We start from the raw sequence: 14,765 nt of genomic DNA on the forward strand, positions 1-14,765 counted from the left end.
GGCTCGGTCACATGGCTGACGAAACGACTCCGGCGATCGAGGCCGCCCGTGCGGCAGGTATCGAACACACCGTGACCCGGCACGGGAAAGTGTCGAGTCTGGAGGAGGCCGCGGCAGCGCGCGGGATCGAACCGCGCGACCTGATCAAGACCCTCGTCGTGCGGGTCACCGACGATGAGTACGTGTTCGTGCTGGTGCCGGGTGACCGTCAGTTCTCCTGGCCGAAGGTGCGTGAGCTGCTCGGCACCAAACGACTGTCGATGCCCGACGCGGCGACGGCCAAGCAAGTGACCGGGTACGAACGCGGCACCATCACCCCGTTCGGTTCGGCGCGTGACCTGCCGGTCTACGCCGACGAACACCTGCGCGGCCGCACGATCAGTCTCGGTGGTGGCGGTCACGGCGTCGGTCTCTCTGTCAGCGGTGACGATGTGATCGCCCACTTCGGTGCCACCGTCGCCGACCTGTCCGAGCAGGGCTGACCCGAAAGTCCGCATAACGCGCGGGTCGACCCGCCTGATCTGCGGACACTCCCCACGAAAGTCCGCAGAAAGCGCGGGTCAACGCGCTCGATCTGCGGACTTTCGGGGGTCATCTCAGCGTCCTGCCTTGGGTGCCTTGGACTCCGCCGCCTTGCGCGTGGCGGCCAGTTGGGCCGCATCGGCGTCGTCGGCGTCCCGCACGACCGGCTCCATCGGCACTCGCACCCCGCGCTCGTCGGCGATGTCGACCGCACGCTGGTAACCCGCGTCGACGTGCCGGAACACACCGAGCGCCGGGTCGTTGGTGAGCAACGCGTTGAGCTTTGCGGCTGCGAGGTCCGTGCCGTCCGCGACACCCACCTGCCCGGCGTGGATCGAGCGTCCGATGCCGACCCCGCCGCCGTGGTGCAGCGAGACCCAGGTGGCGCCGGAGCTCGCGGCGGTCAGGGCGTTCAGCAGCGGCCAGTCCGCGATCGCGTCCGAGCCGTCGAGCATGCCCTCGGTCTCCCGGTACGGGGACGCGACCGAGCCCGAGTCGAGATGGTCGCGACCGATGACGATCGGCGCGGAGACCTTGCCTTCCTTGACCAGTTGGTTGAACAGCAGGCCCGCCTTGTGGCGGTCGCCGTAGCCGAGCCAGCAGATCCGGGCCGGCAGTCCCTCGAACTCGACGAATTCGCCTGCGGCGTCGAGCCATCGGTGCAGGTGCTCGTTGCCGGGGAAGAGTTCCTTCAGAGCTGCATCGGTGACCTCGATGTCCTTGGGGTCACCCGACAGCGCGACCCATCGGAACGGACCGAGCCCTTCACAGAACAGCGGACGGATGTAGGCGGGGACGAAACCGGGGAACGCGAACGCCCGGTCGTATCCGGCAGCACGTGCCTCGTCCCGGATCGAGTTGCCGTAGTCGAAGACCTCGGCACCGGCGTCCTGGAACCCCACCATCGCCTGCACCTGGCGGGCCATCGACTCACGAGCCTTTTTGGTGAAGCCGTCCGGGTCGCCCTCGGCCTCGCGCTGCCATTCGTCGACCGAGTACTCCAACGGGAGGTACGACAGCGGGTCGTGCGCGGAGGTCTGGTCGGTGACGACGTCGATGTGGATGTCGCCGTTCTGGTGACGCTTGAGCAATTCGGGGAAGACGTCTGCGGCGTTGCCGACGATGCCGATCGAGACCGCGCGCTTGTCCTGCTTCGCCTTGTCGGCCCGCGCGATGGCGTCGTCGAGGTCGTCCGCGATCTCGGTGAGATAGCGCTTGGCGACGCGACGTTCCATGCGGGTGCGGTCGACATCGGCGATCAGGCAGACACCGCCGTTGAGCGTCACGGCGAGCGGCTGCGCGCCACCCATGCCGCCACATCCACCGGTGAGTGTGATGGTGCCGGCCAGTGTCCCGTCGAACCGCTTGCGTGCGACGGCGGCGAAGGTCTCGTAGGTGCCCTGCAGGATGCCTTGCGTCGCGATGTAGATCCACGAGCCCGCAGTCATCTGGCCGTACATCATCAGGCCCTCGGCCTCCAGCCGGCGGAACTCCGGCCAGGTGGCCCAGTCGGGCACGAGGTGGGAGTTCGCGATCAGGACGCGCGGTGCCCACTCGTTGGTGGTGACGACACCGACCGGCTTACCCGACTGCACCAGCAGAGTTTCATCGGGCTGCAACGACTTCAGTGTCTCGACGATGGCGTCGAACGCCTCCCAGCTCCGGGCCGCGCGGCCCGTGCCGCCGTAGACGACGAGGTCGTCCGGACGTTCGGCCACCTCGGGGTCGAGGTTGTTCATCAGCATCCGCAGGGGCGCTTCGGTCTGCCAGCAGGTGGCGGTGATCTCGGTACCGCGGGGAGCGCGGACGTGGCGTGCACCTTGCATGGTGAATCTCCTTCGGCGGTGGGTCAGTTGAGCGGGCCGGTGACGGACTCGGCGGCCTGTACGGCCATACCGCTCGTCACGAGTGCGCTGACCCGTTCGATCTCGGGCGAGAGGTACCGGTCGGGGCCGGGCTCGGGCAGGTCGAGCTGTTCGATGAGCGCAGCGGTGATCGGGCTGGGCTCGAGCGGAGCGCGCAACTGCACGCCACGGGCAGCGGTGATCAGTTCGATGCCGAGCACCCGAGCCAGCCCGTCGACGGCCCGACGCAGCTTGCGTCCGCCGGCCCATCCCATCGACACATGGTCCTCCTGCATCGCGCTGCTCGGGATGGAGTCGACACTGGCCGGGGAAGCGAGTCGCTTGAGTTCGGAGACGATGCCGGCCGCCGTGTACTGCGCGATCATCAGTCCGGAGTCGACGCCTGGGTCGTCGGCCAGGAAGGGCGGCAGACCGTGGTTGCGGGCGACGTCGAGGAAGCGGTCGGTGCGCCGTTCGCTCATGCTCGCTACGTCGGCGATGACGATCGCGAGGAAGTCCAGCACGTAGGCGACGGGAGCGCCGTGGAAGTTGCCGTTCGACTCCACGCGTCCGTCGAGGGTGACGACGGGGTTGTCGACGGCCGAGGCAAGTTCCCGGTCGGCGACAGTGATCGCGTGAGCCAGGGTGTCGCGCGCGGCGCCGTGCACCTGCGGCGAGCAGCGCAAAGAGTAAGCGTCCTGGACCCTGGTGCAGGCTTCGGGGTCGCGGTGTGACTCACGAATACCACTGCCGGCCAGTGCTTTCCGCAGGTTCTCGGCGGATGCTGATTGGCCCGGATGCGGACGCAGCGCGTGCAGTTCCGGCGCGAACACGTCGTCGGTGCCGAGCAGTCCCTCGACACTCATCGCCGCCGACAGGTCGGCAGTGGTGAGCAGCATCCGTAGGTCGTCGATCGCCAGGCACAGCATGCCGAGCATCCCGTCGGTGCCGTTGATGAGCGCCAGGCCCTCCTTCTCCTGCAGCACGAGCGGTTGGATACCCACCGCGCGGAGCGCTTCACCGGCCCCCATCAGGGTGCCGTAGGCGTCCAGCACCTCACCCTCACCCATCAAGGCGAGCGCACAATGCGACAGCGGCGCCAGATCGCCGGAGCAGCCGAGCGAGCCGTACTCGCGCACGCACGGCACGATGCCGGCGTTGAACATCGCGACGTAGGTATCGAGCGTCTGCGGACGGATACCGGTGCGACCGGTCGCGAGGGTGGAGATACGCAGCAGCATCAGTGCGCGCACCACCTCGCGCTCCACGAGCGGACCGGAACCGGCGGCGTGTGAGGCGACGAGCGACCGCTGGAGCTGCTGTCGCTTGCTCACCGGGATGTGTTTCGTTGCAAGAGCGCCGAATCCGGTGGAGATGCCGTAGTGCGGCACCGTGTCATTGGCGAGACCGTCGATGATCGCCCGCGACTTCTCGACCTCGGCCCGCGACTGCTGCGACAACGCGATCGGGCATCCGTGCCGGGCAACCGCGACGACGTCGTCGATGCTCAGCGGACCGATCCCGACTTCGACAGCTTCTGCGTGCTCGTTGCTCATGTCTGTCATTCCACTCCCGTCGCGGCGGGAGCGACACCGCCGAGGCATCTTCACTGTCTCAGATATGAGACATTCGAACAGTGCCCGATGCCGGCGAAGCGCTCGCCCTCCTTCAACTGCTCGCCCGTCGAGGCACGCCCCAGCCCGGCGCCGCCCTGGCGCGCGAACTCGGCATCCCGCGCTCGTCGACCTACCGACTGCTCGGCGTGCTGCGCGATGCAGGTTTCGTGACCCACTCCCCCGACGATCGACGCTGGGGACTCGGCGTCGCTGCTTACGAACTCGGCTCGGCCTACACCCGCCAGGAACCACTACAACGGGTCGCCCTCCCGACCATCCGGCGGTTGGTCGACGAGGTGCAGCAGAACGCCCACCTCGCGATGCTTCACGGACGCGACGTGCTCTACGTGATCGAGGAGCGAGCGCCCGGGCGTCCCATGCTGGTGACGGACGTCGGCGTCCGGCTGCCCGCCCCGCTCACCGCGTCCGGGCTCGCCTTGCTCGCGGCGCAGCCCACCGCTCAGGTCCGCGCGCTGTTTCCGTCACGAGCCGAGTTCGTTCAACGCCAAGGCGTGGGACCGACCTCACTCACGGCCCTCCAATCGGAACTCGCTCAGGTGCGCCGTCGCGGCTACGCGATCGAGAACGGCTCTGTCACAACAGGAATCGCGTCGATCGCGGCGTGCGTGTTCGACCACACCGGGCAGCCGGCAGCCGGTCTGGCCTGCACCTTCGGTGCCGACCTACCTGAGTCGGACCGCGACGACCTCGTGGCACAGGTGCAGGCGAGCGCCGAGTCGCTCAGCCACCGCCTCGGCCACCGAGCCTGACCCACCCCGAATCCGCTTGAGTTTCTGCCCTTCGCCGCGCCTGGCGAAGGGCAGAAACTCACGCCGATTTTGATAGCGCCTGCGTGATCGGCTTTCAGACGGTGAGCAAGACCTTGCCGATATGCGTCGAGTCGTTGAGCAGACGATGCGCATCGGCCACCTGGTCGAGCGGCATCGTCCGGTCGATGACCGGCTTGATCTGTCCGGATTCGATCAGCGGCCACAGATGCTTGCGGACCTCGGCGACGATCCGCTCCTTGTCGGCCTTGTCGCGTCCACGCAACGACGTGGCGATGACGGAGCCCCGCTTGGCCAGCAGCGCCCCGATGTTCAGCTCCGCCTTCGCACCACCCTGCATGCCGATGATCACCAGGCGCCCGTCGGGTGCGAGCGCAGAAACGTTGCGCGCCAAATACTTTGCACCGATCACGTCGAGGATCACATCGGCTCCGCGCCCGTCTGCCGCATCCTTGATCTGCTCGACGAAGTCCTGCTGCTTGTAATCGATCAGGATCTCGGCACCGAGTTCGCGGCACCGTTCGAGCTTTTCGGCAGACCCTGCGGTGACAGCGACCCTCGCCCCGAGCGCGCGGGCCACCTGGATCGACATGGTGCCGATGCCGCTGCTGCCGCCGTGCTGGAGGAACACCTCACCCTCCTGCAGGTGCGCGGTCATCACGATGTTCGACCACACCGTGCACGCGACCTCGGGCAGACCGGCAGCGTCGATCAGTGAGACACCGCTGGGAACGGGAAGCAACTGCCCCGCCGGGACGGCGACCTTCTCGGCGTACCCGCCGCCGGCGAGCACCGCACAGACCTCGGCGCCCACGCTCCAGCCGTCAACGTCGTCGCCGACCGCGCTGATCGTGCCGCTGACCTCGAGGCCGGGAATGGCCGACTCACCCTTCGGCGGCGGATAGTGGCCCTGTCGTTGCAGCAGGTCGGCCCGGTTCACCCCGGCCGCCGCGACATCGATCACGACCTCGCCGGACCCGGGCTGCGGGTCGGGCACCTCGGCAAGGGTCAGGACGGACTCGTCGCCGAACTCGGGAAGGGTCACAGCACGCATGTGTCGACCCTACGACCGGGGACGGACGTGTCCATGGGATCGAAACCACCTTCTTGACGTCCGCGGCACTTCTGGACATGCAGATCACGACCGGCGTCACCGACGGCACCGGTTGCGGTCCGGATCGCCGGACACGAACCGGATGTCAGGATGGGGCCATGACGCCCGAGGACGAGAACACCCAGCAGGACGCGGCGACCGCAGCCGACGAACACGGCCGGTTCGTGGTGATCACCCAGGACGGCATGGGTGTCGCCGATCCGAACGAGAACTCCGAGGACTCGGACGAGGAGTCGAGCGACCGCAAGGTCGAGAACGCCACCGAGCTGGTCGAGCAGCCGGCCAAGGTGATGCGGATCGGCTCGATGATCAAGCAGTTGCTCGAAGAGGTGCGCACGGCGGGCCTGGACGATCAGGGGCGCAAGCGGCTGGCCGACATCCACCAGCGTTCGATCGCCGAACTGAAGGACGGTCTCGCGCCGGAGTTGGCCGAGGAACTCGACCGCATCGTGCTGCCGTTCGGTGAGCAAGCGCCCAGCGACGCGGAGTTGCGGATCGCGCAGGCGCAGTTGGTCGGCTGGCTGGAAGGTCTCTTCCACGGCATCCAGACCGCGATCGTCGCTCAGCAGATGGCGTCACAAGCCCAGTTGCAGGCGATGCGACGCGGGTTGCCGCAGCGGGCCGAGCAGCCGTCCGAACATGGCGGGGACGACCACCCCACGGGTCAGTACCTCTGACGCGCTCGCACGTTCACTCGTACATCACGTAATCGGGCCTCGGGGAGAGCGCCAGCACCTCGTCCGGTTTCATCAGCGGCCCACCACCCGCGGTGTCCTCCTGATAGAAGATCTTGAAACCGCCCTTGATGTTCGAGGGCGTGCCCTTCATGACCGCGTCGTACGCCTTCACCTTATCCGCCGGTACGCCGATGCCGTCGACGGACTTGATGACCAGCACGCCGGGGTGTTGCTTGAGTCCCGACTCCTCGGTGAAGATCGAACGGCGCAGCACGTGGACGATCAGCGCTTTCTCCGGCAGGTCGTTCTCCTTCACCAGTCCGGACAGGTAGGCCGCGACCTCGTCCACCTTCGCGCCCGTCGTCGTGCCGAACACCTTGCCCGGGATCTGCCCGGGCTTGATCGCCCACTCCGGGTCGAGGGCGAGACCGATGTGCGGTTTGAGCAGCCACTCCTCGTACGCCTTCGCCTCGTCCAGGAAGGACGCGAGACCGGGCTGGATGTCGAGCAGCAGGATGGCCCCGTTGTCCTCTGCCGCCTTGCTCCATTCCCCGATCACCTTCGGGTCGAGGCGCTCGCGGAACATGCCGTCCCGGCCGGCGTACGGGTGGACGACGGTGGTGATCAGTTCCATGACCGGCAGCGGCTTCACCGTGCCGTCGTCGTACTGCTTGACGACCTTCATCATCTTGTCGATCTGCGCCTGCAGATCATTGGTTGCGCCGAGCTCTCCGAGCGCCGGGGCACCGGGCATTCCGCAGTAGCCGACGAGCCGGTGCTGCGGCAGGATCGTGCGCGCCCCACCCGGCAGCGTCTTGCCGGCAGGCGGCGTGGACGAGGGCGCAGGCGTGGTCGACGACCCACCGGCGGGTGTCCCGGAGGTCCCCGCCGTCTTGACCGGGTCGTTCGTGGATTTACTGCTACATGCGCTCAGTCCGACCGCCAGGGCTCCGGCCAGGGCTGCACGACGACTTGTCTGGTTCTGGGTCACGCCCGCCACCCTAGGCGACCGCCCTGCGCACTCAGGCGAACACCGGTTCCTGTATCCGCCCGTCGGCCAACCGCACCACCTCGTCCTGCTCACCCAGCGTTGCGAGGTCGTGCGTGACCACGATCGTCCCGGTGCCCTGGTCCTTGGTGATCCCCCGCAGCAGGTCGATGACCTCGACGCCCCTCTCGTGGTCGAGCGCAGAGGTCGGCTCGTCCACCAGCAACAGTTGCGGGTCGTTCATCAGCGCCCGCGCGATCCCCACCCGCTGGCGCTGGCCGCCCGACATCGCCGCCGGACGACGGTTCGCCACGGCCTCCAACCCCACCGACTCGAGCAGGTGCATGGCGCGCTCCCGCATCTGCGCCGAGCGGTCACCGGACAGACGGGCCACCATCTCCAACTGCTCCATCGCGGTGAGTGATCCGATCAAGTGGGGCTGCTGGAAGACGAAGCCGATCCGTTCTCGACGCAGATCGGTACTTCGCGACCGGGAGGATCCGGTGACGTCCTGGCCGGCCAGCATCACCCGCCCTGACGTCGGCCGCAAGAGCAGTCCGGCCACCGCGAGCAGGGTCGATTTTCCTGATCCGCTCGGCCCGGTCACCGCGACGAACGCACCGCGATCGATCGTCATCGACACGTCGTCGAGCGCCTTGACGACACCGTCGCCGTCCGGAAATTCGACCGAGACCCGTTCGAGTTCGAGTGCGTAAGTCATCGGGCGCCTCCGAGTGCGGCCATCGGGTCGACGGTCACGACACGGCGCAGGGCTGCCACCGCACCGATCGAACCGACCACTACGAGAAGGACGAGTGGTTGGACGACTGTGCGTGCCTCGATGACGATCGGCACGCGTCCGCCGACGGCGAGGCCGGCCGCGACGGACGCGGCAGCACCGAGCGCGCCGCCGATGAGCAGGGTGAGCAACGCCTGCCCGAGCGCGTCCCGGACGAGGTAGGAGGTGCGGGCGCCGATGGCCTTGAGGACGGCGAGATCGGGTTCGCGTTGCACCGTCCAGACGGTGAAGAACGCACCGATCACGAGTGCGCTGATCGCGATGAGCAGACCCCGGATCATCGTCAGCGACCCGTTCTCCGCGGAGTACGAACCGATCGCGCCGAGCGCGTCGTCCTTCGTCTTCGCCAGCAAGCCGGTCGAGGACTCGAAACCGGTTGCCTCGAAGGAGGATCCGACGTTCATGAGAATCACCGAACCGACCCCGTCGCCGGGATCCTGTCGTCCCACCGACGGGGTCACCCAGAGCACGGGCAGGTGGCTGAACGACGCATCGTCGACCGTGGCCGCGACGCGCAACTTGCTGCCTGCAACGGTGATCTCGTCCCCGGCACCGATCCCCCGATCGTCGGCCAGTTCACGGCTGATCACCGTCGATCCGTCGGTAAGTCCCTTCGGCGCGGCTGGGGCCGACGGGTCGATCCCGAACAACGCGACCTGGACGACGACACCGTCCACCGTGGCGCGCGAGTTGCCGATACGCAGCGGATCGGCCGACCTCACTCCTGGTTGGCGCCGGGCCGCGGCCACCTGTGCGTCAGTCACCCGGCCGGCGTTCATCGACAGTTCCTGTCCGGCGGCGGGCTTCTCGAACACGATGCGATCGGTCGACAAGGACGTCACTGCCGAGATCGACTGCCGCGCAAGCCCTTCGGTCAACCCACTGAGCATCACCACAAGTGCGGTGATGAGGCCGACCGCGGCGACCATCAGGGCGAATCTGCCCCGAGCCCACCACAGGTCACGGACTGCCAAGAACACGTTGCACAACTCCTTCTGGACACACTGATGTCGATGTCGTCCAGTTCACCCCGTACCAGGCAGGTCGCACATCGCGCAACCGATGGAATCGGCGGATCGACCGTCGATGGACGACGGGATCAACCGTTCGAGGGATGCCGCGAGGCAGCGCCGACGGGCGCTGTCGAAGTACGGTCGATGGTGATGCCTGCCGCCACCGCTCCGATCGCACCGAGCCCTGTGCTGCGTACCCTCCAACTCGCCGTGCACGGGCTCTTCGCACTGCTGTTGGCCGTCGGGACGGTCCGCGGCGCGCAGGAGAGCAGCCACCCGATCCCCCTCGTGCTCGGGTGTCTCGCGCTGGGCGCCTGGTACGCGATCGGACTCGTCCCCGAGAAACGCAGGCCCTCGTCCGGTGTCGTCTGGTTCGCGGTGCTGTTCGTCGGGTGGATTGCCCTGGTCGCAGTGAGTGTCGAGTTGTCCTGGGTCGCGTTCGCGCTGTTCTTCATCGCGCTGCACCTGCTCCGGGTGCCAGTGGCCCTGGCCGTCATCGGGGTCGCAACGCTCGTCGTGGTCACGGCTCAGTTGGCCCGGGGCGACGGCCCCGTGGTGCCGCGCATCCTCGGCCCCTGCATCGGCGCGCTGGTGGCGATAGGCATCGCATCCATCTACCGGCAGTTGCGGACCGAGAGCGAGCAACGAAGGCAACTGAACGCCGAATTGCTCGCGGCACAAGGTGATCTGATCGCTACCCACGACGCGCTCGCCGGTGCTGAGCGTGAGGCCGGAGTGCTGCAGGAACGAGCCCGCCTGGCCCGCGAGGTGCACGACACCCTCGCGCAGAGCTTCTCCAGCATCGTGCTGCTGTCGCGTGCCGGGCTCACCGGCACTGCCGACGAATCCCAGCTGCGTGACGTGCTGACCCGCATCGAGCAGGCGGCCGCCGACGGCCTCACCGACGCACGATCGGTGTGCACGCCCTCACCCCGACCGAGCTCGAACGCGCCCCGCTCTCTGCTGCGCTACAACGGCTGATCGACCGCCAGTCCGGCCCGACCGGACTCGAACTCGTCGTCGACGATCAGGTGGGCTCGCTCCCCACCACCGTCGAGGTCGCACTGTTACGCATCGCGCAGGGCGCGCTCGCGAACGTCCGTCAGCACGCCGATGCCTGCCGCGCGGTCGTCACCCTGGGCGGGGACGCCGACGTCGTCCGACTCGATGTCCGCGACGACGGACGCGGTTTCGACCCGTCCGCACCCATCGTCCCGAGTCAGAGCGGCGGCTACGGGTTGAACGCCATGCGAGCCCGTACCGAAGAGACCGGCGGACGCTTCGCGGTCGAGTCCGCACCCGGTGAGGGCACCACCGTCCAGGTCGAGATCCCGCTGAACGGAGCGCGCTCATGACGCGAGTGCTCATCACCGACGACCACCCGGTGGTTCGCGCAGGTCTGCGGATGCTGTTGGAGGCAGCCGGAATCGAGGTTGTCGCCGAAGCGGCGAGTGGCACGGAGGCGATCGAACTCACCCGAATGCACCAACCGGAACTGGTACTGATGGATCTCCAACTCGGGCCGGGCATGGACGGCGTCGCGGCCACCGCCGCATTACGGGAACTGCCCGATCCCCCGCACGTGTTGATCGTGACGACCTATGACACGGACGCCGACATCCTGCGTGCCGTCGAAGCGGGGGCCGTCGGCTACCTGCTGAAGGACGCGCCGCCCGACGAACTGATCCGCGCAGTCCGCAAGGCCGCGCACGGCGAGACCGCCCTCGCACCCGTGGTGGCAGACCGGTTGCTGGCGAGTCTGCGGAACCCGGTGCAACGGCTCAGCGCTCGCGAACTCGAGGTGCTCACACTCGTGGCCGACGGCGCATCCAACCGGGAGGTCGCGAGGAAGATATTCGTCAGCGAGGCGACGGTGAAATCGCACCTGGTGCACATCTTCGACAAGCTCGGCGTGGATTCCCGCACCGCCGCCGTCGGGCGCGCCCGCGATCTCGGGCTACTGCGCTGACAACCGGCCGGGCTGCGGCACGGTGGACGCAGCGCGAACGGCCTTGAGGATCCGCGCGGTCGCGTAGTCGGCCTCGGGCCAGCCGGCCAGATCGAGCCAGGCGTGGTCGTACGCCTCGCTGGCCACCGTGACCTCGGGTTCGCGGTCACAGACGACGCGGAAGATGACATCGGCGTGCCGCACCCGCGGGTCGAACACGACGGCGACCAGGTCGCCCGGGTCGATGTCGATCCCGGTTTCCTCCGCCACTTCCCGCCGCACCGCGTCCCGGGGTTGTTCGCCGCGGTCGACCAGACCACCCGGCAGGGAGTAGCCCGTGCGATGCGCCTGCCGCAGCGCCAGGAGCTTGCCGTCGAACTCGATCAGCGCGATCGCGCCCAGCGAATAGGTGGGCTTGAAGGTACGAACGAGCCGCTGGCCGACCGCCGGGGAGAGCTTGCGGTAGAGCCGGAAACCGATGCGCTGCAACGCACCTGGTTCGTCGCTCATGTTTTCGCCACCTCGGCCGGGTCGGCGGTGCTGCCGTTCGGCCTGGAAGTGTGGTGGTGACGTACCGCCTTGATCGCGTTGTTGAGCACCGCGATCAACGGGACGGCCACGAACGCTCCGAAGATGCCGGCGAGCAGCGTTCCACCGGTGACGCCGACGAGGATCGCAAGCGGGTGGATGTCGACCGCCTTGCCCAGGATGATCGGGTTCAGCAGGTTGCCGAACAACTGGACGATCAGCACCAGCGCGACGGCGACGACGATCGCCGTGGTGAGGCCCTGGCTGACGAACGCGATCAGGCACACCACCACACCTGCAACCAGCACCCCGATGAGCGGCACCAGCGATCCGAGGAAGAGCAGCACGGCCAGCGGAACGACCAACGGCATGTCGGCGATCATCATCACCGGCACCATCGCGAGCGCATTGATCGCGGCCAGCAGTACCAGGCTGCGCATGTACGCGGTCAGCGTGCGCCAGGCAGCCTGTCCGGCCTCCTGCGCGTGGTCGTGGATGTGATCGGGAAACATCGAGACGAACCATGCCCACATGCGTCCCCGATCGAACAACATGAACAAGGTCGCGAACAGGCAGAACACCCCACCGGACAGCACGCCGATCGCGCCGGTCGCACGATCGAGCGCCTCGGGCGATCCGCCGAACTGCTGCTGCAAAGTGTCACCCAGTTGAACCGAGAAGCGGTCGGCCTGCTTCGGAGTCATCTCCAACGGACCGTGCACCAACCAGTCCCGCACCGAGGCCAGACCACCGTTGAGTTGGTCCAGCAGGCTGTCCTTGGAGTAGGCGATCTGGCTGATCACGAACCACAGCAGCCAACTGATGATCGCAATACCGCCGAGGAAGACGATCAACACCGCCAGGGTGCGTGGCACCTTCCATCGGGTCAGCAGCGCGACCATCGGCTGGAGCAGCGCAGTGATCATGATCGCCACGGCGATGGTGATCGTGACCAGGCTGATCTCGTTGAGCAGCCAGAACAGCGTGATGACACCGCTGACGATCAGGATCAGACACAGCGACCACCATGCGGCGACCTGCACCCCGAAACTGACGTCGTCCAGCGGACGCTTGGGACGCTCGTCCTGGGCATCCTCCGGTACTTCGGCCGACACCATGGCAGGGGTGGTCTTTACCGGCTGAACCGGATCGGGCTCCGCGGCGGAAGCCCGTCCGGAACGAAGGAAGTCACGCACAGTGACAGCCTGCCACTGCTCGACCGCCGGTTCAGCCCACCCGACGAGCGAGTGACAGGCCGGCTGCTCGTCCGGAGAAGATGCAACCACCGAGGAACGTGCCCTCGAGCGCGTTCTTCCCGTGGACGCCGCCTCCTCCGAACCCGGCCGCTTCGCCGGCGGCGTACAACCCTTCGATCGGGTTGCCGTCGCTGCCGAGCACCCGCGACTCGAGGTCGGTCTGGATGCCGCCGAGCGTCTTGCGGGTCAGGACGCTCAACTTCACGCCGATCAACGGACCGTGCTTGGGGTCGAGCATTCGGTGCGGAGCGGTGACGCGGCCGATCTTGTCGCCGCGGTAGCTGCGGGCGTTGTGGATGGCGTTGACGGAGAAGTCCTTGGAGTACTTGTTGCCGATCTCGCGGTCACGTGCTTCGACCTGGGCCGTGACGACATCGACGTCGAGCAACGGTTCGTCGGTCAGCGCGTTCATCTTCGCGACGAGCTCGGGGAGGGTGTCGGCGGTGACGAAGTCCTCGCCGTTGTCGACGAACGCCTGCACCTCGCGCTGCGTGCCCTTGGCCACGCGCGACTTCAACACCGCCTTCACGTCCCTGTCGGTGAGGTCGCGGTTCTGCTCCGAGCCCGACAGAGCGAACTCCTTGGCGATCATCGTCGTGGTGAGGATGAACCATGAGTGGTCGTGCTGGTCGATGCCGGACGTCGTGCGCAGGTAGCGCAGCGTGCCGAGCGTGTCGTAGGAGGGGAAGAACGGTGCGGGCAACTGGCGCCCGAGCGCGTCGAACCACATCGGCGAGGGTGCGGACAGGATGCGGATCGCGTGGTTCGGCCATACCGGGTCCCAGTTGTGGATGCCCTCGACGTAGTGCCACATGCGGTCACGGTTGACCAGGCGACCGCCCGCCTCGGCGGTGATCTCGATCATGCGTCCGTCGACGTGTGCAGGGACGCCGGTGATCATGCGCTTGGGCGGCGTGCCGAGGCGCTCCGGCCAGAACTTGCGGACGAGTTCGTGGTTTCCGCCGATGCCGCCGGACGCCACCACGACCGCCTGCGCGGTGAACTCGAAGTCGCCGATCTCGTCCCGGTTGCTCGACACACCACGTTCACAGGAGTCGGGCGCGAGGACGCGTCCGCGGACGCCGGTGACGGCGCCGCCCGAGGTGACCAGGCCGTCCACACGGTGCCGGTGGGCGAAGGTCACCAGGCCTTTCTGCGCTCCCTCACGGGCCAGGTCGATGAACGGCTTCGCGATGCCCGTGCCGGTGCCCCACGGCACGTGGAACCGGGGCACCGAGTTGCCGTGCCCGGTCGCGCGGCCGTCGCCCCGCTCGGCCCAACCGACCATCGGTGTGAACTTCACGCCTTTGCCGGTGAGGTACTCGCGCTTGATCGACGACGCGAACTCGACGTACGCGCGTCCCCATTGCTTGCCCCAGTGGTCTTCGTCGTGCTCACCGTCGAGGCGATCCCATTGCGCGCTGCCCTGCCAGTCCTGCCAGGCAAGATCAAAGGAGTCCTTGACGCCCATCCGCTTCTGTTCGGGTGAACCCACCAGGAAGATGCCGCCGAACGACCACCAGGCCTGACCACCGAGATTGGCTTCGTTCTCCTGGTCGACCACGAGCACCTTGCGGCCCGCGGCGACCAGTTCTGCGGTGGCCACCAGACCGGCGAGCCCGGCTCCCACGACGATGACGTCAGCGTCCATCACGACAACTCCTACTGTTGG

General features: G+C 67.5%; 15 protein-coding genes. 6 read left to right on the forward strand and 9 right to left on the reverse strand.

Annotated features, from left to right (window positions below; translation table 11 throughout):
* The first annotated feature begins 11 nt into the window (after nt 1–11).
* Nucleotides 12–482 (forward strand): aminoacyl-tRNA deacylase, encoded by a 471-nt coding sequence (locus tag ACYU8W_RS03165; RefSeq protein WP_499466559.1) that lies wholly within the window; start codon nt 12–14, stop codon nt 480–482.
* A gap of 114 nt (nt 483–596) precedes the next feature.
* Here ACYU8W_RS03165 and hutU read toward each other — a convergent pair whose 3' ends face one another.
* Nucleotides 597–2,348 carry a urocanate hydratase gene (gene hutU, locus ACYU8W_RS03170; RefSeq protein WP_499466561.1) on the reverse strand — a complete coding sequence of 584 codons (1,752 nt, stop codon included), beginning with the start codon at nt 2,346–2,348 and terminating at the stop codon, nt 597–599.
* A 23-nt stretch (nt 2,349–2,371) separates the two neighbouring features.
* Nucleotides 2,372–3,931: a histidine ammonia-lyase gene (gene hutH, locus ACYU8W_RS03175; protein ID WP_211345102.1), complete on the reverse strand. Its 1,560-nt coding sequence runs from the start codon at nt 3,929–3,931 to the stop codon at nt 2,372–2,374.
* Nucleotides 3,932–4,002: 71 nt separating this feature from the next.
* Between hutH and ACYU8W_RS03180 the strand changes: the two genes are divergently transcribed.
* Nucleotides 4,003–4,752 (forward strand): IclR family transcriptional regulator, encoded by a 750-nt coding sequence (locus ACYU8W_RS03180; RefSeq protein ID WP_499466563.1) that lies wholly within the window; start codon nt 4,003–4,005, stop codon nt 4,750–4,752.
* A gap of 94 nt (nt 4,753–4,846) precedes the next feature.
* On the opposite strand, the gene ACYU8W_RS03185 is transcribed toward ACYU8W_RS03180, so the two are convergent.
* Nucleotides 4,847–5,824, reverse strand: coding sequence for an NAD(P)H-quinone oxidoreductase (locus ACYU8W_RS03185; protein WP_499466565.1), 978 nt, complete (start codon nt 5,822–5,824; stop codon nt 4,847–4,849).
* Nucleotides 5,825–5,982: 158 nt separating this feature from the next.
* Here ACYU8W_RS03185 and ACYU8W_RS03190 point away from each other — a divergent pair, with 158 nt between their 5' ends.
* Nucleotides 5,983–6,561, forward strand: coding sequence for a bacterial proteasome activator family protein (locus ACYU8W_RS03190; RefSeq protein WP_246092249.1), 579 nt, complete (start codon nt 5,983–5,985; stop codon nt 6,559–6,561).
* A gap of 13 nt (nt 6,562–6,574) precedes the next feature.
* Here ACYU8W_RS03190 and ACYU8W_RS03195 read toward each other — a convergent pair whose 3' ends face one another.
* From ACYU8W_RS03195 to ACYU8W_RS03205, 3 genes are read right to left on the reverse strand one after another with little or no spacing between them, the layout of a single operon-like run.
* Entirely contained in the window at nt 6,575–7,552 is a 978-nt protein-coding gene (locus tag ACYU8W_RS03195; RefSeq protein ID WP_141927060.1) for a hypothetical protein, read from the reverse strand.
* A gap of 31 nt (nt 7,553–7,583) precedes the next feature.
* On the reverse strand, nt 7,584–8,270 hold the full coding sequence (locus tag ACYU8W_RS03200) for an ABC transporter ATP-binding protein (RefSeq protein ID WP_499466568.1): 687 nt from the start codon (nt 8,268–8,270) through the stop codon (nt 7,584–7,586).
* Nucleotides 8,267–9,328 carry an ABC transporter permease gene (locus ACYU8W_RS03205; protein WP_499466570.1) on the reverse strand — a complete coding sequence of 354 codons (1,062 nt, stop codon included), beginning with the start codon at nt 9,326–9,328 and terminating at the stop codon, nt 8,267–8,269. Before ACYU8W_RS03205 ends, ACYU8W_RS03200 begins: the two co-directional genes overlap by 4 nt.
* Nucleotides 9,329–9,511: 183 nt before the next feature.
* Between ACYU8W_RS03205 and ACYU8W_RS03210 the strand changes: the two genes are divergently transcribed.
* Genes ACYU8W_RS03210 through ACYU8W_RS03220 form a run of 3 tightly spaced genes read left to right on the forward strand, consistent with a single transcriptional unit; the run spans nt 9,512 to nt 11,330 of the window.
* Nucleotides 9,512–10,342 (forward strand): histidine kinase, encoded by an 831-nt coding sequence (locus tag ACYU8W_RS03210; RefSeq protein ID WP_499466572.1) that lies wholly within the window; start codon nt 9,512–9,514, stop codon nt 10,340–10,342.
* The gene (locus ACYU8W_RS03215; RefSeq protein WP_499466574.1) at nt 10,279–10,716 is read left to right on the forward strand and encodes a sensor histidine kinase; all 438 of its coding nucleotides are present in this window, start codon (nt 10,279–10,281) and stop codon (nt 10,714–10,716) included. Before ACYU8W_RS03210 ends, ACYU8W_RS03215 begins: the two co-directional genes overlap by 64 nt.
* Nucleotides 10,713–11,330, forward strand: a complete 618-nt coding sequence (locus tag ACYU8W_RS03220) for a response regulator (RefSeq protein ID WP_499466576.1) — start codon at nt 10,713–10,715, stop codon at nt 11,328–11,330. Before ACYU8W_RS03215 ends, ACYU8W_RS03220 begins: the two co-directional genes overlap by 4 nt.
* On the opposite strand, the gene ACYU8W_RS03225 is transcribed toward ACYU8W_RS03220, so the two are convergent.
* Genes ACYU8W_RS03225 through ACYU8W_RS03235 form a run of 3 tightly spaced genes read right to left on the reverse strand, consistent with a single transcriptional unit; the run spans nt 11,319 to nt 14,744 of the window.
* On the reverse strand, nt 11,319–11,819 hold the full coding sequence (locus ACYU8W_RS03225) for an NUDIX hydrolase (RefSeq protein WP_499466578.1): 501 nt from the start codon (nt 11,817–11,819) through the stop codon (nt 11,319–11,321). The genes ACYU8W_RS03220 and ACYU8W_RS03225 overlap by 12 nt on opposite strands.
* Nucleotides 11,816–13,033 (reverse strand): AI-2E family transporter, encoded by a 1,218-nt coding sequence (locus tag ACYU8W_RS03230; protein WP_499466580.1) that lies wholly within the window; start codon nt 13,031–13,033, stop codon nt 11,816–11,818. The genes ACYU8W_RS03225 and ACYU8W_RS03230 overlap by 4 nt, the downstream gene beginning before the upstream one ends.
* 31 nt (nt 13,034–13,064) lie before the next feature.
* On the reverse strand, nt 13,065–14,744 hold the full coding sequence (locus tag ACYU8W_RS03235; RefSeq protein WP_499466644.1) for an FAD-binding dehydrogenase: 1,680 nt from the start codon (nt 14,742–14,744) through the stop codon (nt 13,065–13,067).
* Nucleotides 14,745–14,765: the final 21 nt, after the last annotated feature.

This window comes from Yimella radicis, from assembly GCF_054778255.1.

Bases quoted from the DNA above. Each gene is read 5' to 3' on its own strand.
- ACYU8W_RS03165 (WP_499466559.1), top strand. From the start codon at position 12: ATGGCTGACGAAACGACTCCGGCGATCGAGGCCGCCCGTGCGGCAGGT.
- hutU (WP_499466561.1), bottom strand. From the start codon at position 2,348: ATGCAAGGTGCACGCCACGTCCGCGCTCCCCGCGGTACCGAGATCACC.
- hutH (WP_211345102.1), bottom strand. From the start codon at position 3,931: ATGACAGACATGAGCAACGAGCACGCAGAAGCTGTCGAAGTCGGGATC.
- ACYU8W_RS03185 (WP_499466565.1), bottom strand. From the start codon at position 5,824: ATGCGTGCTGTGACCCTTCCCGAGTTCGGCGACGAGTCCGTCCTGACC.
- ACYU8W_RS03190 (WP_246092249.1), top strand. From the start codon at position 5,983: ATGACGCCCGAGGACGAGAACACCCAGCAGGACGCGGCGACCGCAGCC.
- ACYU8W_RS03200 (WP_499466568.1), bottom strand. From the start codon at position 8,270: ATGACTTACGCACTCGAACTCGAACGGGTCTCGGTCGAATTTCCGGAC.
- ACYU8W_RS03210 (WP_499466572.1), top strand. From the start codon at position 9,512: ATGCCTGCCGCCACCGCTCCGATCGCACCGAGCCCTGTGCTGCGTACC.
- ACYU8W_RS03220 (WP_499466576.1), top strand. From the start codon at position 10,713: ATGACGCGAGTGCTCATCACCGACGACCACCCGGTGGTTCGCGCAGGT.
- ACYU8W_RS03225 (WP_499466578.1), bottom strand. From the start codon at position 11,819: ATGAGCGACGAACCAGGTGCGTTGCAGCGCATCGGTTTCCGGCTCTAC.
- ACYU8W_RS03235 (WP_499466644.1), bottom strand. From the start codon at position 14,744: ATGGACGCTGACGTCATCGTCGTGGGAGCCGGGCTCGCCGGTCTGGTG.